General features: G+C 65.0%; 17 protein-coding genes and 1 pseudogene. 4 read left to right on the forward strand and 14 right to left on the reverse strand.

The genetic code is table 11. From position 1 onward, the window contains the following. From I5M_RS30750 to I5M_RS27720, 9 genes and pseudogenes are all read right to left on the reverse strand, one after another. Positions 1 to 986 (reverse strand): annotated as a pseudogene (locus I5M_RS30750) (citrate transporter); the annotation flags it as partial. Positions 987 to 1,242: 256 nt separating this feature from the next. After that, the gene (locus I5M_RS27685) at positions 1,243 to 1,914 is read right to left on the reverse strand and encodes a spermidine synthase (RefSeq protein WP_022724370.1); all 672 of its coding nucleotides are present in this window, start codon (positions 1,912 to 1,914) and stop codon (positions 1,243 to 1,245) included. Between the two features lie 103 nt (positions 1,915 to 2,017). Next, the gene (locus tag I5M_RS27690; protein WP_022724371.1) at positions 2,018 to 3,106 is read right to left on the reverse strand and encodes a sensor histidine kinase; all 1,089 of its coding nucleotides are present in this window, start codon (positions 3,104 to 3,106) and stop codon (positions 2,018 to 2,020) included. After that, positions 3,103 to 3,543 (reverse strand): response regulator, encoded by a 441-nt coding sequence (locus tag I5M_RS27695; protein WP_022724372.1) that lies wholly within the window; start codon positions 3,541 to 3,543, stop codon positions 3,103 to 3,105. The genes I5M_RS27690 and I5M_RS27695 overlap by 4 nt, the downstream gene beginning before the upstream one ends. Next, the gene (locus I5M_RS27700) at positions 3,540 to 5,069 is read right to left on the reverse strand and encodes a CHASE3 domain-containing protein (RefSeq protein WP_022724373.1); all 1,530 of its coding nucleotides are present in this window, start codon (positions 5,067 to 5,069) and stop codon (positions 3,540 to 3,542) included. The genes I5M_RS27695 and I5M_RS27700 overlap by 4 nt, the downstream gene beginning before the upstream one ends. 137 nt (positions 5,070 to 5,206) lie before the next feature. Continuing rightward, entirely contained in the window at positions 5,207 to 6,559 is a 1,353-nt protein-coding gene (accC, locus tag I5M_RS27705) for an acetyl-CoA carboxylase biotin carboxylase subunit (RefSeq protein ID WP_022724374.1), read from the reverse strand. 100 nt (positions 6,560 to 6,659) lie between these two features. Then, on the reverse strand, positions 6,660 to 7,166 hold the full coding sequence (accB, locus tag I5M_RS27710; RefSeq protein ID WP_022724375.1) for an acetyl-CoA carboxylase biotin carboxyl carrier protein: 507 nt from the start codon (positions 7,164 to 7,166) through the stop codon (positions 6,660 to 6,662). A gap of 37 nt (positions 7,167 to 7,203) precedes the next feature. Further along, complete coding sequence (gene aroQ / locus I5M_RS27715; protein ID WP_022724376.1) at positions 7,204 to 7,659, reverse strand: type II 3-dehydroquinate dehydratase; 456 nt, start codon at positions 7,657 to 7,659, stop codon at positions 7,204 to 7,206. Positions 7,660 to 8,025: 366 nt separating this feature from the next. Then, a complete protein-coding gene (locus I5M_RS27720; protein WP_022724377.1) occupies positions 8,026 to 8,637 on the reverse strand; it encodes a DUF1236 domain-containing protein in 612 nt (203 codons plus the stop codon). 167 nt (positions 8,638 to 8,804) lie between these two features. Here I5M_RS27720 and I5M_RS27725 point away from each other — a divergent pair, with 167 nt between their 5' ends. Continuing rightward, positions 8,805 to 9,017, forward strand: a complete 213-nt coding sequence (locus I5M_RS27725; RefSeq protein ID WP_022724378.1) for a hypothetical protein — start codon at positions 8,805 to 8,807, stop codon at positions 9,015 to 9,017. 69 nt (positions 9,018 to 9,086) lie between these two features. Here I5M_RS27725 and I5M_RS27730 read toward each other — a convergent pair whose 3' ends face one another. From I5M_RS27730 to I5M_RS27745, 4 genes are all read right to left on the reverse strand, one after another. After that, on the reverse strand, positions 9,087 to 9,857 hold the full coding sequence (locus I5M_RS27730; RefSeq protein WP_022724379.1) for a DsbA family protein: 771 nt from the start codon (positions 9,855 to 9,857) through the stop codon (positions 9,087 to 9,089). Between the two features lie 174 nt (positions 9,858 to 10,031). Beyond that, positions 10,032 to 10,661: a peroxiredoxin gene (locus I5M_RS27735; RefSeq protein ID WP_022724380.1), complete on the reverse strand. Its 630-nt coding sequence runs from the start codon at positions 10,659 to 10,661 to the stop codon at positions 10,032 to 10,034. A 182-nt stretch (positions 10,662 to 10,843) separates the two neighbouring features. Then, the gene (locus I5M_RS27740; RefSeq protein ID WP_022724381.1) at positions 10,844 to 11,209 is read right to left on the reverse strand and encodes a BA14K family protein; all 366 of its coding nucleotides are present in this window, start codon (positions 11,207 to 11,209) and stop codon (positions 10,844 to 10,846) included. A 170-nt stretch (positions 11,210 to 11,379) separates the two neighbouring features. Continuing rightward, positions 11,380 to 12,810 carry a M48 family metalloprotease gene (locus tag I5M_RS27745; protein ID WP_022724382.1) on the reverse strand — a complete coding sequence of 477 codons (1,431 nt, stop codon included), beginning with the start codon at positions 12,808 to 12,810 and terminating at the stop codon, positions 11,380 to 11,382. 100 nt (positions 12,811 to 12,910) lie between these two features. Here I5M_RS27745 and I5M_RS27750 point away from each other — a divergent pair, with 100 nt between their 5' ends. From I5M_RS27750 to I5M_RS27760, 3 genes are all read left to right on the forward strand, one after another. Continuing rightward, positions 12,911 to 14,116: a pyridoxal phosphate-dependent aminotransferase gene (locus I5M_RS27750; RefSeq protein ID WP_022724383.1), complete on the forward strand. Its 1,206-nt coding sequence runs from the start codon at positions 12,911 to 12,913 to the stop codon at positions 14,114 to 14,116. A 184-nt stretch (positions 14,117 to 14,300) separates the two neighbouring features. Next, positions 14,301 to 14,828 (forward strand): biotin transporter BioY, encoded by a 528-nt coding sequence (locus I5M_RS27755; protein ID WP_022724384.1) that lies wholly within the window; start codon positions 14,301 to 14,303, stop codon positions 14,826 to 14,828. An 81-nt stretch (positions 14,829 to 14,909) separates the two neighbouring features. Next, on the forward strand, positions 14,910 to 16,247 hold the full coding sequence (locus I5M_RS27760) for a dicarboxylate/amino acid:cation symporter (RefSeq protein ID WP_022724385.1): 1,338 nt from the start codon (positions 14,910 to 14,912) through the stop codon (positions 16,245 to 16,247). 85 nt (positions 16,248 to 16,332) lie between these two features. On the opposite strand, the gene I5M_RS27765 is transcribed toward I5M_RS27760, so the two are convergent. Beyond that, on the reverse strand, positions 16,333 to 19,443 hold the full coding sequence (locus I5M_RS27765; protein WP_022724386.1) for a ribonuclease E/G: 3,111 nt from the start codon (positions 19,441 to 19,443) through the stop codon (positions 16,333 to 16,335). Between the last annotated feature and the right edge of the window lie 26 nt (positions 19,444 to 19,469).

Raw genomic sequence — 19,469 nt, forward strand, 5'->3', positions numbered from 1 at the left:
CAGCGCCGTCAGCGGGATGTGGTCGAAGCCAGCCGAGACGAAGCCGAGGCCGAGCGCGGTCTGCCAGCCTGCCGCCGGCAATTGATCGACCGGCATCATCGACGCCGCCGTGACTAGCGCGAGCAAAAAAATCGTGCCCATGAAGTCGAAGGCAAGACGCTCCAGTCGGGCCGGCGGAGCGGTGCGGTCAGCAGCAGCACCGCCCACACCGCAAGGCCCAGCACCGGCACCTGATCGAGCAAAGCCGGAAACCTGGTGTTGGCCACGACATTCGCGGTGAGGGCGGCGATCAGGATCGCGGCGACGATGCCGACCCGCACCCATTCGATCGTCAGCCCACTCGGCGCATCTTTGACGATCGGCGAGAACCGTTGCTGTTGGATCGACGCCGGCACGGCGAACAAGAGCAGGGCGATGCCCGCCGCGATATAGGCCTCGACCACGTGCAGCGGACTGACGCCGGCGATCCACATCATTGTGGTGGTGGTGTCGCCGACCACGCTGCCGGAGCCGCCGGCGTTGGATGCCGCCACGATCGCAGCGAGATAGCCGATATGCACTCGGCCGCGAAACACGTGACGCGCCACCATGCCGCCGATCAAGGCGGCGGCGATGTTGTCGAGAAAGCTCGACAGCACGAACACCATGCCGAGCAGCACCACCGGGCCCTTCCAGTCGTCGGGCAGGAACGCCGGCATCTCGTCGGGAATGCGCGATTTTTCGAAATGCGCCGACAGCAGTGCGAAGCCCATCAGCAGCAGGAACAGGTTCGCCAGCGTCACCCACTCGTGCTCGATATGCAGCAACAGGCCGCCGATGCCCGGCCCGGTCTTGAAGCCGGCGAACAGCAGCTTGTAGCCGGTGACGGTGGCGAGCCCGACCAGCGCGATCAGCAGCGTGTGGCGATGAAAGATCGCGACGCCGAGCAGAGTCGCGCCGAACAGGATGAAGTCGAGCGGGATGCCGAAAACGAGAAGCGGAGTCACGGCCGCCTCGTCGTGGTGCAGGCCTGGGCCGACTGAAGCTCAACGGTGTGCGGCAACGTCGCGGGTGGCAGCGCTGTGCCGCGGGGAGGCAGGGCGTTCAAAGGCGTTTCTTCCGCTGTTCTGGCCGAACCGGCGTGCGGCGGCGAGCGCGCGGAAGCTGCCCGAGGTGCGACAAAATGGCAAGGTGGTGACGGCTCGGTTTGTTACACATCGGCCCCTTCATTGGTCGACGGTGACCACAGGCGCCAGGCGTGGATCAGGTTCGGATGGCCAGCCAGATCCAATGCCGCGAGCCGGTTCGCTTGGCGACCGCGCGCACCGGCACCTCGTTGACGGCAAAGCCGCTGCGCTCCAGGCGGCGCGTAAACCCGTCGTGCGGCCCCGACGACCAGACCGCCAACACGCCTCCTGCACGTAGCGCCGCGCGCGCCGCGGCAAGGCCGCGAGCGTCGTAGAGCTGATCGTTGGCGGGACGGGACAGGCCTTCAGGGCCATTGTCGACGTCGAGCAGAATAGCGTCGTAGCCGCCGGCGGAGGCACGTATCAGTTCGCCGACGTCGCGTTCGATGATGGTGATGCGCGGATCGCCGAGGCTGTCGCCGTAAAGCGCCGCCATGGCGCCGCGGCCCCACGCGACGACTTCGGGCACCAGCTCGGCCACGACGATGTCGGCATCGTCGCCGAAAACTTTCAGCGCGGCGCGCAGCGTGAAGCCCATGCCGAGGCCGCCGATCAGCACCCGCGGCTTACGCCGTCCCGCCAGTTTTTGGCAGGCGAGGGTGGCCAGCGCCTCCTCGGAGCCGCCGAGCCGGCTGTTCATCAATTCATTGGTGCCGAGCCGGATCGAGAATTCCTCGCCGCGTTGCATCAGCCGCAATTCGTCGCCGCCGGGGATCTTCGCGGTGGCCAGATGGATCCAGGGTAGCAAGGCAAAGCTCTCGGATGTGAAGACGCGGTCGCCAGGACGCGCAAAGCGGCGCCAATCTAGCCGAGCAGGAACTCGATCGGTGCTGAAAATCGACGACCAACCGTCACGCGGCGGCTGGAGCCGGATGCGTGGTCGGTGCGTCGGTTCGTCGGAAGCGGAGCACCATGCGGGTGCCGCTATGGTTGGGATCGCGCTCGAAGCTGGCCTCCAGCTTTTGCGCCATGGCCGAGACGATACGCTGGCCCATACCGGTCGATTGCGGATTGGCCTTCACGGCAAGGCCGACGCCGTCGTCGACAATCGCCAATTCGAGGTTGTCACCTCGGCCGGTGAGCTCGACATGGATCGGACCGCTGCCGTCCGGGTAGGCGTATTTGACGGCGTTCATCACCAGCTCGTTGACGATGATGCCTATCGCGACCGCGCGGTCCGGATCGATCTCGATGGCATCGGCCTGCAGCGTCAGCCGCGACATGCGGTTGCCCTCGGCGGAGCGGCGCAGATCCTCGAGCAGAGATTCCAGATATTGATTGAGCGTGACGCTCTTGAGGTCGTGCGAGGTGTAGAGCCTGCGATGCACCTGGGCGACCGCGGCGACGCGGCCCATGGCGTTGGTGAGCGCCGCCTTGACCTCTTCCTGCTTGCTGGACGAGGCCTGCAGATGCAGCAGCGAGGCGATGATCTGCAGCGAGTTGCCGACGCGGTGATTGACCTCGCGCAGCAGGACTTCGCGTTCGGCAGCCAGCGCAGCGTAGCGGTCGCGCGAGGCGCGGACTTCGGCCTCGGCATCGTCGCGCGCCTTGCGAATGATGGCCTGGCGCACCGCCTGTTCGGCGGCGACCTGCAGCAGCGGGATGAATTCGCCCTGGGTATCCTTGACCAGATAGTCGGCCGCGCCGGCCTTCAGCGCAGTGACGGCGATGCTGGAATCCTGCGAGGCGGTGACGAACACCACAGGCGGCGGGTCGGGGATGTTCTGGATCTGCTCCAGCGTCTCGAGGCCGTCGAGGCCGGGCATGTACTGATCGAGCGCCACCACGTCGATGCCGCTCTGCTGCAGCCGGGTCAGCCCGGCTTCGCCGCTGGAGACGTATTCGACGCGGAAACCCTGCCGCTCGAGGCCGCGCCGGACCAGTCGGCCCAGCGCCTCGTCGTCATCGATATAGAGCAGGGTGGGTGGTTGCCTGTTCATGTGGAGGCTTCGGGCACCTGGATGACCGAGAAGAAAAGTCCGAGCTGCCGGATCGCATTGGCGAAGCTCTCGTAGTTCACCGGCTTGGTGATGTAGACGTTGCAGCCCAGCTCATAGCAGCGTTTGATCTCGTGGGCGTCGTCGGTCGTGGTCAACACCACGACCGGTGTGGTCTTGAGATGGTCGTTTTCCTTGATCTTGCGCAGGATGTCGATGCCGCTGGCATCGGGCAGGTTGAGGTCGAGCAGCACCAGCAATGCCCTGTGCTTGTTGTGGGTGGCCTGACCGTCGTCGCCGAACAGATAGTTCAACGCAGCTGTACCCGACGTGAACGGGATGATCTCGTTATTCACGCCCGAGCGGCGGATGTTGCGCTCGATCAGACGGGCGTGGCCCTCGTCGTCCTCGATCATGATGATGGTGACTGGCTGACTCATACGCGCGAGTTCCCTTTCGCACCGGACCATCTGGCCGGCAGAGTGATAGTGAAGGTCGAGCCCTGGCCGAGCGCCGAGGACACCGACATGGTTCCGCCGAGACGCCGCACCAGCGCGCGGACATGGGCCAGTCCGATCCCCTGGCCGGGTCGGTCCTGTGTACCGGCACGGCGGAAAAGATCAAAGATTCTCTGGTGATCCTTGGGATCGATGCCGCGACCGTTATCGGCGATCTCGAAAATCACGAAGCCGAGCTTCTGGCGGCCGCGGATGGTGATGTCGCCGGGCACGCCGTGCCGCAGATACTTCAGGGCATTGTCGATCAAATTAGAGAAGATCTGCTCCAGCGCCAGACGGTCGCTGACGATCTCCGGTAGTGGCTCGATCCGGATTTGCGCCTCGGCCTCGGCCGCCTGGTGGGCGACGGTCGAGACGATGTTCTCGATCAGCTCGCGGGTATCGATCGGCACCGGCTGGAACTCGCGGCGGCCTTCGCGGGTGAGGTTGAGGATCGCGCTGATCAGCCGGTCCATCTTGCCGATCGAGGATTTGATGAAGCCGAGCGCTTCGGTGAAATCCTCCGACAATTGCTTGTCGGGCGCTTCCAGTTCCGCCTCGCCGTCGCTGTCGGCGTTCTGGGCGTTTTGCTTGTCGGCGACCTCGCGGCTGAGCGTTGCGATCCGCCGGAAGATGTCGCCGCGCAGCTCTTCGAGCTCGCTGGTGAAGCCCATGATGTTGACCAGCGGCGAGCGCAAATCGTGGCTGACGATGTAGGCGAAACGCTGGATCTCTTCGTTGGCCTCGCGCAGGTCGGCAGTGCGGGTCTCGACCGTGGACTCAAGGTTGAGGTTGTTCTCACGAAGCTGCGCTTCGGCGACGTCGCGCGCCTTCGCCGAGGTCCGCACCAGGAAGATCGACATGCCGGCGAGCAGCAGAACAACCGCCGAACCTATCGTGGTGACGATCGTCGCCAGTGACTGGCTGCGGTCCGCTTCCGAAGTGCGATACCGGAAGAGGCGCTCCTCTTCCGTCCGCATCTGGTCCATCATGTCGCGGATGCGGGCCATCGACTCACGGCCGCCACTGTCCCGGATGAGAGCGCGAGCATCATCGGTGCGGTCCTGGCGAGCCAGGTCGATCACGCGCTTGAACAGCCCGAGCCGTGACTCGGAGCGCTGAAGGACCTCGTCGATCAGCGGCCGTTGCACGCTGTTGTCGGCGACCAAGCCTTTCAATTTATCCAGCAGGGGCAGCACCTGCTCGGAGGCTTCGATACATTCCTGCGCGAAATCTTCCTGGCGCAGCAGGACATAGCCGCGCTCGGCGCTTTCGGCACGTCGCATTTGCAGCTGTGCCAGCGAGATCTGGTTCTGGACTTCCAGCGTATGAGCGACCCAGGCCGAGTCCTCACGGGCCTTCTGCAGCCAGTAGAACGACGCGACCGCAATCACCACCAGCACCAGGAAGGCGAGGCTGAGCAGCGTAATCTGAAAAAATGCGCGTCGACGCGCGGCTTCGGTCGTCACCGCGCGTCCTTCAAGCCTATGGAAACCAGCAAGCTATCCCCCGCATTCGCGCCGGTCGGTCCCGCAGGGAACCCAACATAACCGCGAAAACGTGATCCAACGCCGCCCTGGCGAAAAAGTTCCGCGCCCCTCGGGAATTAAACTTTGGTATCGCCGGCAGCGAGGTACTGCTCCAGCCAGTGGATATGGTAGTCGCCGTCGATGATCGAGGGCTCGCGGACGAGGGCCCGGAACAGCGGGAGAGTCGTTTCGATGCCGTCGACCACCATCTCGTCGAGCGCCCGGCGCAGCCGCATCAGGCATTCACCGCGGGTCTTGCCGTGGACGATGAGCTTGCCGACCAGCGAGTCGTAATAGGGCGGGATGGTGTAGCCCTGATAGACAGCGGAATCGATGCGGATTCCAAGGCCACCGGGCGGGTGATAGCTCTGAATCTTGCCTGGGGAGGGCCGGAAGGTGACCGGGTTCTCGGCATTGACGCGGCACTCGATGGCGTGGCCGGTCAGGGTGACCTCGTCCTGCGTCACCGGCAGATCGCCGCCGGCGGCGATGCGGATCTGTTCCAGCACGAGGTCGAGGCCGGTGATGGCTTCGGTCACCGGGTGCTCGACCTGGATCCGGGTGTTCATTTCGATGAAGTAGAACTCACCGTCCTCGTACAGGAATTCGATCGTCCCGACGCCGAGATACTGCATGTCCTGCATCGCCTTGGCGCAGATGCCGCCGATGCGGGCGCGCGCCTCCGGGCTGATGACCGGCGAGGGGCCTTCCTCCCAGACCTTCTGGTGCCGACGCTGCAGCGAGCAGTCACGCTCGCCGAGATGGATGGCGCCGCCGCGGCCATCGCCGAGCACCTGGATTTCGATGTGGCGCGGCTTCTGCAGATATTTTTCAAGATAGACCGAGGCGTCGCCGAAAGCCGACTTGGCTTCGTTGCCGGCGGTGGAAATCGCCATCGCCAGATCGTCGGCGGTGTGCGCGACCTTCATGCCGCGTCCGCCGCCGCCCGCGGCGGCTTTGACCAACACCGGGAAGCCGATTTCCTGGGCGATCGCCATCGCATCGTCGTCGGGGCCGACGGCGCCGTCAGAGCCCGGCACGACCGGGATGCCGAGGCGTTTGGCGGTCTTCTTGGCCTCGATCTTGTCGCCCATCAGCCGGATGTGTTCGGCCTTCGGGCCGATGAAGCCGAGATTGTGGTCGGCGAGGATCTCGGCGAAGCGGGCGTTTTCCGACAGGAAGCCGTAGCCGGGATGCACCGCATCGGCGCCGGTGATTTCGCACGCTGCCAGCAGCGACGGAATGTTGAGGTAGCTGTCCTTGGACGGCGGCGGTCCGATGCAGACGCTTTCGTCGGCGAGGCGGACATGCATGGCGTCGGCGTCGGCGGTGGAGTGGATCGCCACCGTCGCGATGCCGAGCTCCTTGCAGGCGCGCAGCACGCGGAGCGCGATCTCGCCGCGATTAGCAATGAGGATTTTATCAAACATCGGGGCCACCAGGTTGAGAGGCCGAAAGGGCGAAAGGTGAGGAGCCGAAAGCGGGAGGCGAAACTCCGCGCGCCATAGGCTCGTCACCGATCGATATTTGTTACTCGATCACCACGAGCGGCTCGCCGAATTCGACCGGCTGGCCGTCTTCGACGAGGATCTGCGTGACGGTGCCGGCGCGGGGCGACGGGATCTGGTTCATCGTCTTCATGGCTTCGATGATGAACAGCGTCTCGCCGGCCGAGACGCGGCTACCGACATCGATGAACGGCTTGGCGCCGGGCTCGGACGCGACATAGACCGTGCCGACCATCGGCGACGGCACCGCGCCCGGGTGCTTGGAGAAATCCGGCGCGGCGGGTGCGACAGGCGAGCCGCTCGGCGGCGCTGCGATCGCCGCAGGCGCGGGGGCGTAGGCGGTCGGGACCGAAGCGGCGATGCTGACGTTGCGGGCTACGCGGACGCGCAGGCCGGCGCGCTCGATCTCGATCTCGGTGAGGTTGGTCTCGTCGAGCAGCAGGGCCAGCTCGCGGATCAGGGCGCTGTCGTCGGCCGACTGCCCTTGTTTCGGCTTGGCGGCGGCTTTGTCTTCGGGCTGGCGGGCCATGATGTCGAATCCAAATGTTTCGAGTGAAGGTGCAGGGTCAGCTCTTTGAGCTAGCCGAGATTTTTGCGGCGAGGCCGGTGATGGCCAGCCGATAGCCATCGATCCCAAAGCCGCACAGGCTGGCAAAGGCGGCTTTGGCGATGAACGAGTGGTGGCGGAAGTCTTCGCGGGCGAACACGTTGGAGACGTGGACCTCGACCGTGGGGATCTGGACGCCGACCAGCGCGTCATGCAGCGCGATCGAGGTGTGGGTGTAGGCGCCCGCGTTGATGACGATGCCTGAGACTTGCTTGTCGCGGGCTTCGTGAATCCAGTCGATCAACTGGCCTTCGTGATTGGATTGCCGACACACCGCGGTGACGCCGACCGACGAAGCCGTCTCGGCGCACAGCCGCTCGACGTCGGCCAATGTCGCATGGCCATAGATCGCCGGCTCCCTGGTCCCGAGGAGATTGAGGTTCGGGCCGTTCAGCACGTAAATCGTCTGGGGCATCCGTCTTCCGGCAATGACATTCGCGGGGCTCGTCCGGCCGATCGGCGGTCCGGATTTGGAGGATGCTTCCGCTGTCGGGATTCGGGCGAAATTCACCTGATTGCCGGGCGTTATAGGTAACCTCGGCCCGGAGGGGAAGCCTCAACGGCTCAAATCCGCATCAATCGGCTGATGCTTTGGGCGAGGATGGCACGCCATCGCAGCAAAAAGGCGGCCGAAATGCCGGACGGCGAACAAAATGCGTCAGCATGATGCCGCAAGTGCCCGCCGTATCGTGCAAATTGGTCGCATGGGCACCCGTCGGCACCAAACGAAAAGGGGCAGCCAGCGGCCACCCCTTGGCTCGGGACAAAGATCAGCGGCCGGTCAGGCGTCGAGCACGGCGACGATTTCCAGCGTGTCGGGATTGACCACGACGATCTGGTCCCGGACCAGGAAGAACTCGTACCCGCGCCAATCCGGATAGATCGACACGATTTCGGTCGGCAGGCGGTGGAAATGAACCTCGCGGGGCACGCGGGTGCCGACCGAGATCGAGAAGTTGACGTTTGCCACCGGCGCCACCCGCTCCTTGCGGATGACGGTGGTGATCTTGGTGCGCTGCTCGGTCGACAGACCGGCGCGACCGCCGGCCTGGCCGGTGGTGGTCGTGGACGAGCCGTCGCGGTCGTTTCCGGCATTGCGCTTCATGTCGGACTTGGAGTCCACCATGCCGGCCTTCGGCGACTCCTGAGCCTGACGGCCGGACGGCACGGCCTTGTCCGAGTCGGACGATTTGCTTGTGCTGCTTGGCGAAGCAGTTTCCGGCGATCGATTGCGCATCTCGCCGCCGGTGGAACCGTTGCTGCGCTCGGTGGTCGAGTTCGTGCCGGAACCCTGAGCGGAGCCGCCCATCGAGCCCGGGTTCTGCGCATTCGCGGCGACGCCGCCGGCGAGCAGCGCAGCTGCGGCGACAGAAATAAGTAAGCGATTGGTCATGGCCTCTCTCCCTCGTTGTCTCTGCCCGCGCATCAAACCCGCACTTCTGAGGTGAGTTCCCGGTTGAACTCTTTCACGGCGAGTTTGTTGGCGCTCGCGCGGCGAGAGGACTACACTCGTTGCAACGAGACATATCGGCGGGGGCCGATCTCACACACGGAGGTTCCATGGCACATTATGTCGTGCGCTTCCTGAAGGACATTCTGGGCGACAACGGTCGCCACGCCGAGATTTGCCAAAGCCTGCTCGATATCGAAGCCGACGACAGTGCATCGGCCATCGAGATCGCCAAACAGAGATTTTGCGAGATCGAACGCGTCGACCATTGGTCGCTGCACGCCGACCGCATTCACGCGGCCGAGGGCGAGTTTCCGTCGTAACAAGCGTCTCTGCGAACTTGCTAACGCCTCGTCAGCAATCGAGGCGGCTCTAGCTTATCGGCGACTGTATCAGGAGCACTGCGCCTTGCCACAACGGGCCATGGCGACCTTCTCACGCAGCGTGTCGAGACCGACGGCGCCGACCACGACCTGCTTGCCGATCACGTAGCTCGGCGTCCCGTTCATGCCCATGGCTTCGGCGAGCTTGAAATTCTCTTCGATGGTCGCGCGAACTTCCGGGCTCGCCATGTCCTTCTCGAGCTTTGCCATATCGAGGCCGGCGTCCTTGGCCGCCGCCATCGCGCGCGCCTTGTCGGCCTGACCGCGGCCGCCGAGCAGCTTCTGGTGGAAGTCGAGATACTTCTTGCCACCCGGATCCTGCATCCGCACTGCCACGGCAACCTGTGCGGCTTCGACCGAGCCGGGGCCGAGCACCGGGAATTCCTTGAGCACGACCTTGAGCTTGGGGTCGTCTTTCATCAGCTCCAGCATGTCGGACATCGCCCGCTTGCAGTAGCCGCAGTTGTAATCGAAGAACTCGACGAAGGTGACGTCGCCGTTCTTGTTGCCCAGCGTCACGCCGCGCGGCGAGTTGAAGATGGTGTCGGCGTTGTCCTTGATGGCGGACTGGTGCTTCTCGGCGGCGGCCTGCGCCTGCCGTTTGCTGAGCTCTTCGGAGGCTTCTTCAAGCACTTCGGGATGACTGACCAGATATTCCTTGATGATCGTTTCGATCTGGCCGCGCTGCTCGTCGTTGAACTTTTGCGCCGAGGCGAGTCCCGGCGCGACGGCGACGGAAAGCACGAGCGCGGCGGCGGCGATCAGACGGAACGGCGGCATGAAGATTCCTTACAAGTCAGTCAAAATGCTGGATTCGTACGCTTCATAACGCTTTTCTGGCCCAAATACGCGGATTTTATGAACACGTTTTGGTCAGGGAGCCGAGTCCAGCGGCCGCAGACGCGGAAAACCGGCGCTCGATCAGAGCGCCGGTTCGTGCCGTGAGACGCTGCGTTACTTGACGGTTGTCAGCCGTAGGTAGGGGCGGGGTTCTTCCCAGCCCTGCGGGAAGGCCTTCTTGGCGGCGTCGCCTTGAAGCGACAGCGGGATGATCACCTTGTCGCCGGGGCGCCAGTCGGCGGGCGCCGCGACGGTGTACTTGTCGGCCATTTGCAACGCGTCGATCACCCGCAGGATCTCGTCGAAATTGCGCCCGACATTCATCGGGTAGGTCATGGTCAGCCGGATCTTCTTCTTCGGATCGATGATGAACACCGAACGGACCGCCGCTGTGTCGCTCTGGTTCGGGTGGATCATGTCGTAGAGCTTGGCCACTTTCAGCTCCGGATCGGCAACGATCGGAAACTGCAGGTCGGTCTGCTGGGTGTCGTTGACGTCGGCGATCCACTTCAGATGCTCGGACACGTGGTCGGTCGACAGGCCCAGCGGCTTGACGTTGCGGGACGCGAACGGCTGCGCGAGCTTGGCAGTCTTGCCCATCTCGGTGGTGCAGACCGGGGTGAAATCGGCCGGATGGCTGAAGAAGAACACCCAGGAGTCGCCGGCCCACTCGTGGAACGAGATCTTGCCCTTGGTGGTCTCGGTGGTGAAATCCGGAGCGACGTCGCCGATGTGAAGTGACATTTTAGACAGACCTCTTCTCTGGTTGAAAAACGCATACGCAGGTCTGGCCTGGAGGCCGGACCGATCAACGGTGCCGATGTCTATCACGTGAGGACGACGTTCGCCGCATCAAGGGCTGGCGAGTTTTGGAAGGGCTGCGGTGCATGCGCGACACACACCGCATGTTGCCGATGCGATTTGTTTTACGGGCAGGGATGCTGGTAGCCGTCCTTGCCGATAAAGGTCATCGTCTCCGGATTATACGAGCGATAGCGCCGCATGCAGTAGCCGATCGCGTCCTGCCGACGTGCTTCTTCCGCTGCGCTGGCCGCGATCGCGCCACCGAGGATCGCTGCGCCGACGCCCAGACCGATCGCCGGGCCGGGGCCCCAGCCGCGCCCACGCCCGCGTCCGCGCCAGGCGTGGGCCGGTGCAGTGGTCGCCGTCAGAGCGATGCCGGTGGTGGTAATCATGCCCAGGCCGTACATCGCGAGCAGGGCGACACTGGCGAGCGCACGCGTGATCAATTTGCGCGGCGTACCGCGAGAACTTCCGGTCGACTTCATCATGGATGTCTCTCCCGTTCTCTGCCGCACGCGCGGGATCGCGTCCTGCGGCATTCGAATATGGAGACATTTCAAACCATGTGGGATTTGATCTCGATCAAACCGGCGCTGCCTGTCGCGATCCAGCCGCTCGCGCGGCGGCGTGATCGACGTGTCAGTTGGTCACCGCTGTCTCACTTCTGGGAGCCCATTTTGGCGGCGAGAATGTCGTCGGACTTGACCCAGCCCGGTGAACCGACCGGGAAGCGCGTCTTGGCACGGGAGGCGAGTTCGCGGGCAGTCTTGTTGTCGCCGCGCAGATAAGCCGCCTGCGCTGAAGCCAAGTCGGCTTCGGCGTAGTTGCCCTGGCGGCCATAGGCCATCGCCAGCTGCATGTAGCCGAGCGGAGCTTCCGGCTCGCGCGCCAATGCGGCGCGCAGGATGCGCACGGCTTCGTCCGTGGTCGCCTTGTTCTCGGTTGCGACCAGCGCCTGGCCGAGCATCATCTCGATCAGTGGAGCGCCATTCGTCAGCGCCACGGCCTTGCGCAGCGGCGCGATCGCTTCGGCCGGCTTGCCGCCTTCGATCAGCGCCTGGCCACGCAATTCATAAAAATAGGGATTGTTCGGCTGCGCCTGGATCAGCCCGTCGATCTGCGCCTGCGCCGAGCGTGGATCGCCGTGAAGATATGTGGCGATGGCGCGGGCGTAGCGCGCCGGCAGACTGTTATCGGAGGGCGGGTAGCGGCGATACACGGTGTCGGCGCGCTCCATGAAGCCGGACACCTTGGCCCGCATCATGTCGTGGCGCATCTGCAGGGCCGGGTCGTCCTTCTTGTCCCAATAGGGGCTAGAGCGCGCCAGATCGGCGAGCGCGGCGACGCGCTCGGCCGGCATCGGATGCGACTGCGCATACGGGTCGGCGCCACGCGACGAAAACAGGCTCTCGTCGGTGAAACGCTTGAACGTCTCGTACATGCCTTTGGCCGACTGACCGGTCGCGGTCAGGAACTTGACGCCGGCGCGGTCGGCGTTCTCTTCCTGCTGCCGCTGATACGACAGTAGGTTCCGGCGGATCATTTCCTGCGGACCCGCGATCGCGGCGGCGCCGATATTGCCGGCGCTGCTGTTCGGGCCGGAGCGGGCGCCGGCCACGATCGCACCGACGCCGAGCAGCATCGCCACGATCATCTGGGTCTGGGCCTGGGCGAGCTGGATGCGCAATTTGGACAAATGGCCGCCGGCCAAGTGGCCGGTTTCGTGCGCCAGCACACCGATCAGCTGGTTCGGCGTCTGCGACTGCAGCAGCGCGCCGTAATTGACGAAGATGCGGTGGCCGTCGGCGACGAAGGCGTTGAACGACGGATCGTTGATGATGACGACCTGGATGTTCTGTTTTTCGAGCCCGGCGGCGCGCAGGATGGGGCGTGTATAGTCGCGCAGCAGCTGTTCGGTCTCGGTGTCGCGGAGCAGAGGCGGGCCCTTGGGCCCACTCGATTGGGCGTGTGCACCGAGCGGCGCCAGCGCCAGAGAGGCCGCAGTGAGCGCCGCGATCACACGAGCGGAGAGGGCGCGCGCGAGCCCGCGTCGGCTGCAAGGCAGATGGTCGGTGGTCGCTTTGGGCATTGGCCGAGGTTCGAATACCGGATATCCCGTCGTCAACGAACAATCAGGCAGCAACGCGGCGGCGGTTCGTTCACGGTCGCGCGCCAAATAGCAGATTTCGATGTCGGATGCGACCAGGAGCGACCGTGCGCAGCGGTTGCTGGCGGCCTCGGCCCGGAGTGAAGTACCGCCCTTCATGGTGATGGACGTGATGGCGGCGGCCGATCGGATCGAAGCCGAAGGCGGTCATGTCATCCATATGGAGGTGGGTCAGCCCTGGGCGCCGGCGCCGCGCAGCGCGCTGGCGGCCGCGCATCGCGCGCTGGACGAGGCACGGATCGACTATACGTCGGCGCTGGGCATTCCCTCGCTGCGGGCGCGGATCGCCCGGCACTATCGCGACACATATGGCTGCGCCGTCGACCCGGCGCGCATCGTCGTCACCACCGGTTCGTCCGGCGCCTTCATCCTGTCTTTCCTCGCTTTGTTCGAGCCGGGCGACCGCGTCGCGGTGACGGTTCCGGGCTATCCGCCGTACCGCCACATCCTCAATGCGCTCGGCTGCGAGGTGGTGCCGATCGAGACCCACAGTGACACGCGCCACGCGCTCACGGGCGAGATGCTTCTCGCTGCGCATCGCAAGGCGCCGCTGAAGGGCGTGCTGATTGCCAGCCCGGCCAATCCGACCGGCACGATGATGACGCGGGCGGCGCTCAGCGAACTCATCGCCGTCGCCGAGAGCGAGGGCATCCGCTTCATCTCCGACGAGATCTATCACGGCCTCGACTACGCGTTTCCGGCCGTCACTGCGGCGGAGCTGTCGGCCAATGCGGTGGTGATCAACTCGTTTTCGAAGTACTTCTGTATGACCGGCTGGCGCGTCGGCTGGATGGTGGTGCCGGATACGCTGGTTCGTCCGATCGAGCGATTGCAGCAGAACCTCGCGATCTCGGTGCCGACATTGTCGCAGATCGCCGCCGAGGCGGCGTTCGACGGCGCGGCGGAAATGGAAGCGGTCAAACACGGCTACGAAGAAAACCGCCGTATCCTGATCGAAGGGTTGCCCCGCGCTGGACTGACGGACTTTCTGCCTGCCGACGGTGCCTTCTATTTGTACGCCGACGTTTCCCGGTTCACGTCGGATAGCTATCAATTCACGAAGCAGCTGCTGGCCGAAGCGCATGTGGCGGCGACCCCCGGGACCGACTTCGATCCACATCGCGGCAAGGACTTCGTCCGCTTCTCCTACGCGCGCTCCGCCGACGACATGCGTGAGGCGGTTTCGCGCATCTCCAAGTGGCTGGCGGGCAAAAGCGCTCAGCGCTGATTTGCCACATTGTGGCTTGCTTCTGACAGCCGATCGCCGTAACGAGGCGCAATTTCGCGGGGCGGTAGAAGCCGTCCTGCGTTGGTTCGTGGAGAAACCAGTGCCGAGTGCGCCTCCAACTTTAGTCGTGTCTCACAAGCCGTTGATCGCGCATTTGTCGGCCGGGGACGGCGGGACATACCTTTTGGCGCTGCGGTCCGGCGCCCTCGTCCTGATCGGGACAGGGCTGTTGGTGCTGTCGGCCAAGGTGAATCTGCCGTTGCCGCTAGTGCCCATGACGCTGCAGACGCTGGTCGTGCTGCTGATCGGTGCTGCCTTCGGTTCCCGGCTCGGCGCCGTGACTGTGGCGGCCTATCTCGCCGAGGGTGCGCTCGGTTTGCCTGTGTTCGCTGGACCGGCAGCCGGCATCGCGGCGTTGACTGGGCCGACCGCCGGCTATCTGTTCGGTTTCGTAGCGGCCGCCGCGATTGTCGGCTGGGTCGCCGAGCGTGGCTTCGACCGCTCGGTGCTCACGCTATTTGTCGCCATGGCGATCGGCCATCTGGTGATCCTCGGCTGTGGCTTCGGCTGGCTGGCGTTCGGCCTGCAGTTCGGAGTCGGCACAGCCTGGGCCGTCGGCGTCGCGCCGTTCATCGCCGCCTCGCTCGTCAAGAATGCCCTGGGAGCGGTCCTGCTTCCAGCCTTTCGGCGTCTCACCGACCGCCGCAGCTGAGCCTTCCTGCAGCGGCTCCTGGGTGCCGCGATCCTCGACACAATTCGAACCGATCAAGACCGACTTGGATGGAGTGAGTTTATGGCCATGACCGCGAGCACGGGTGACATCCCCGACACTATCAGAGCCAAGGCCAAGCCCTGGTACAAAGTGCTCTATGTGCAGGTGCTGTTCGCGATCGTGCTCGGTGTGATCATCGGCTGGCTGTCACCGCACTTCGCCACCAACGAATGGATCAAGGCGCTCGGTGACGGCTTCGTCAAGCTGATCAAGATGGTGATCGCGCCGATCATCTTCTGCACCGTGGTGTCGGGCATCGCTCACATCCAGGATGCTCGGAAAGTCGGGCGCGTCGGCGTCAAGGCGCTGGTGTATTTCGAGGTGGTGTCGTCGTTCGCGCTGATCATCGGCCTTGTCGTCGGCAATCTGTTTCCGGTCGGCCACGGCCTTGCGGCCAAGCCGGACGCGGCGGCCGTTGCGAAGTATGTCGATCAGGCCAGCCATATGAAGGCGGTCGATTTCGTTCTGCACATCATCCCCGACAGCGTCGTCGGCGCCTTTGCCCAGGGCGACATTCTGCAGGTGCTGCTGTTCGCTGTGCTGTTCGGCTTCGCGCTGCTGACGCTCGGCGAGCGCGGCCACCGCGTCCGCGACGTCATCGACGATTGCGCCCATGCGGTGTTCGGCGTCATCGCCATCGTTATGAAGGCGGCTCCCATCGGCGCGTTCGGCGCCATGGCGTTCACCATCGGCAAATACGGCCCGGCGGCGCTCAGCAACCTGATCGGCCTGGTGCTGCTGTTCTACGCGACCGCGGCGCTGTTCGTGTTCGTCGTGCTCGGGGCGATCGCCAAATTCGTCGGCTTCAACATCTTCAAGTTCATCGGCTACATCAAGGACGAGCTGTTGATCGTGCTCGGCACCTCGTCGTCGGAAAGCGCACTGCCGCAGTTGATGGAGAAGCTCGAGCGGCTCGGCTGTTCGAAGTCGGTCGTCGGCTTGGTCGTGCCGACCGGCTATTCGTTCAACCTCGACGGCACCAACATCTACATGACGTTGGCGACGCTGTTCATCGCCCAGGCGCTCGGCGTCGAGCTGACGTTCACGCATCAGCTCGCCATCCTGCTGGTGGCGATGCTGACCTCGAAGGGTGCCAGCGGCGTCACCGGCGCCGGCTTCATCACGCTCGCCGGCACGCTGGCGGCCGTCAATCCCGCGCTGGTGCCGGGCATGGCGATCGTGTTCTCGATCGACAAGTTCATGAGCGAAGTCCGCGCGCTCACCAACATCACCGGCAACGGCGTCGCGACCGTGTTCGTGTCGTGGTGGGAAGGCGAACTCGATCACGACAAACTCAAGGCCGCGCTGAACAACCGCGTCGATCCGTCCGACGTCGAGACTGCCGTCACGACCGGCTGAGCGATCAGCAAGCTCTGAAAGCAAACCGCCCGGCTTTTGGCCGGGCGGTTTTTTATTGGCTTGTTATCGCTGGAGGCGGTGGTGATCAGCTTCCGCCGCCGAAGCGGCGCGACCACCAGCCGGCGCGGCGCGGGGCGGCGGGCTCTGGGGCGGCCTGCGGTGCGGCTGCCGGCTCCTGCTCGGCCTCCGTGGCAGGCGCTGCTGCCTCAGGCTCCGGCGTGATTGCCAACGGTGTGGAAGCCACCGGTTGCGGCTCGGACGAACCGAAATTCACCTTCTCGCGCACCGTCGATCGGCGACGCTTTTCGGCGGCAGTCTCTTCGTGGGCCGGCTCAGCCGGGGGAGCGGCGGCCTCGGCAGCGGGCTGTGGCGCTGCTGCTGCTGCGACGGCCGGCTGGCTCTCTTCGCGATGAGCCACGGCCTCGTGCTCGGTGTGACGATGATCGGCGTGATGGTGTTCAGCGTCACCCTCGATATCGGCCACGGCTTCCGCCGCTTCCGACTCCTCGGGCTCGTTCAGATCGTCGCCGATCGAGCCGGCGGCACCTTCCTCTGGTCCGCCTTCCTGGCCACCGCGCCGACGACGTCCGCCACGGCGACCACGGCGGCGCGGGCGGCGCTCGCCATTGCCTGGCTGATCGGCCCGAGCCTCGCCGTCTTCCTCGCCAGCCTCGTCGCCTTCGTCGGTTTCCGCGACACCTTCGGTGCCTTCCGGCACCAGCGGCGCTTCGCCGTCCTCGCGCGGAGCACCGGCTTCGCGGGCTTCGCCCGACCGCCGACGCCGACGGCGCCGCTTGCGCTTGCGGCCGTCACCTTCGCCCTCGGCGGCTTCGCCGTTCTGCTCGTCGGCAAGACCGACCGTCTCGTCGGTCTCGATCTCGGCCTCGAACTCGTAGCCTTCCTCGTCCTCGTAAGGCTCATCGACCGGCGGCGGCGATGCCGCGACCTGGGCAGCGAGCAGCGCCTTGGCGGCTTCCAGCGTGTGGATCTGTTCGCCACGGTCGATCACAAAGGACTGCTGACCTGTCACGGTCGGATCGGCGATCACCGACAGCGCGACCTTGAAGCCGGTCTCGAGATTGCGCAGGTGACCGCGCTTCTGGTTCAGCACGTAGAGCGCGACGTCGGTGCGGGTGCGGACCACGAGATTATGGGTCGCGCCCTTCATCAGGATTTCTTCGAGGCCGCGCAGCAGCTGCAACGCCACCGACGAAACAGAGCGGACGTGACCGGAGCCGCCGCAATGCGGGCAGGGCTCGGTCGAGCTTTCCAGCACGCTGGCGCGGATGCGCTGGCGCGACATTTCGAGCAGGCCGAAATGCGAGATGCGGCCGACCTGGATGCGGGCGCGATCCTGCCGCAGGCAGTCGCTGAGCTTACGCTCGACCGCGCGGTTGTTGCGCTTCTCGTCCATGTCGATGAAGTCGATGACGATCAGGCCGGCGAGGTCGCGTAGCCGGAGCTGCCGGGCGACTTCCTCGGCGGCCTCCATGTTGGTCTTGAGCGCGGTGTCCTCGATATGATGCTCGCGCGTCGAGCGCCCAGAGTTGACGTCGATCGAGACAAGCGCCTCGGTCTGGTTGATGACGATGTAGCCGCCGGAGCGCAGCTGCACGGTCGGCGAGAACATCGCGTCGAGCTGGCTCTCGACGCCCATGCGCGAGAACAGCGGCTGGCCGTCGCGATACAGCTTCACCGCGCGGACCTGCGACGGCATCAGCATGTGCATGAAGTCGCGGGCCTCCTGATAGCCGGCTTCGCCGGCCACCAGGACTTCGTCGATTTCCTTGTTGTAGAGGTCGCGCAACGAGCGCTTGATCAGCGAGCCTTCTTCATAGACCAGCTTGGGCGCCTGCGAGTTCAGCGTCACGTCGCGGACGGTTTCCCACATCCGGATCAGGTATTCGAAGTCGCGCTTGATCTCCGGCTTGGTGCGGGAGGCACCGGCCGTGCGCAGGATGATGCCCATGCCTTCCGGCACGTCGAGGTCCTGCACGACTTCCTTGAGGCGGGAGCGGTCTTGCGCCGAGGTGATCTTGCGGCTGATGCCGCCGCCGCGCGCCGTGTTCGGCATCAAGACGGCGTAACGGCCGGCCAGCGACAGATAGGTGGTCAGCGCCGCACCCTTGTTGCCGCGCTCTTCCTTGACGACCTGCACCAGCATCACCTGCCGGCGTTTGATCACTTCCTGGATCTTGTACTGACGGCGCGGACGGAAGGCGCGCTCCGGCACTTCCTCCAACACGTCGTCACCGCCGACCGACTCGACGACGTCCTCTTCTTCGTCCTCGTCCTCGTCGTCGTCGGCTTCCGTGTCGGTGTCGGACTCGGCGACCTCATCGGCGTCATGGCCGTGCTCGTCTTCCTCTTCTTCGTCCTCGGCCTCTGCGGCTTCGCCATTGTCTTCGGCGATCGGGAAGGGCGCGTCTTCGGCGTAGCCGTCGGGCGCCGCGTCGGCCTGCGGAACGACGGGCGCGATCGCGGTGGCGGGATCGAACTGAGCCGGCGCCTCGGCGGCCGGCTGCTCTGCGACGGCCTGCGGCGCGGACGCTTCAACCTCGTGGCCGCGGTCGTGCTCGGTCTCGGCTTGCTCCGGAGCGGGGGCGTGCTGCTCCGGCAGCACGTGCATCAGCGGCTCGTGCTCGGAGCCGTGCTCGTGCTCACCGTGGTCGTGATGCTCGTGATCGCCGTGCTCGAGGTCGTGCTGATCGTGGTCGTGATGGGCGTGTTCGGAATGCTCATCGCCATGATCGTGCAGCGGCGCCTCCGCGACCGCTTCGCCTTCGGGGGCAGCACCCTCGACGATCTCGCTCTGCACGCGGTCGCCGCTGCCGCGGCGGCGATGGCTGCGATGCCGGGAGCGGCGGCGGCTGGAGCGCTGCTCGCTTTCCTCTTCGGCTTCGCGATGCGCGCGCTCGTCGGCTTCGATCAGCGCCTGCCGATCGGCAACCGGGATCTGATAGTAGTCGGGATGGATTTCGCTGAAGGCGAGGAAGCCGTGGCGGTTGCCGCCGTATTCGATGAAGGCGGCCTGCAGCGACGGTTCGACCCGCGTGACCTTGGCCAGATAGATGTTGCCGCGAAGCTGTTTGCGCTGAGCAGTCTCGAAATCAAACTCTTCGACGCGGTTGCCGCGGACCACGACCACCCGGGTCTCTTCCGGGTGGGTGGGGTCGATCAGCATCTTGTTGGGCATTTTTCAACTCTTTGCGGCGGACGCGC

The sequence above is a fragment of the Rhodopseudomonas sp. B29 genome (genome assembly GCF_000333455.1).
Taxonomy (GTDB): Bacteria; Pseudomonadota; Alphaproteobacteria; order Rhizobiales; family Xanthobacteraceae; genus Rhodopseudomonas.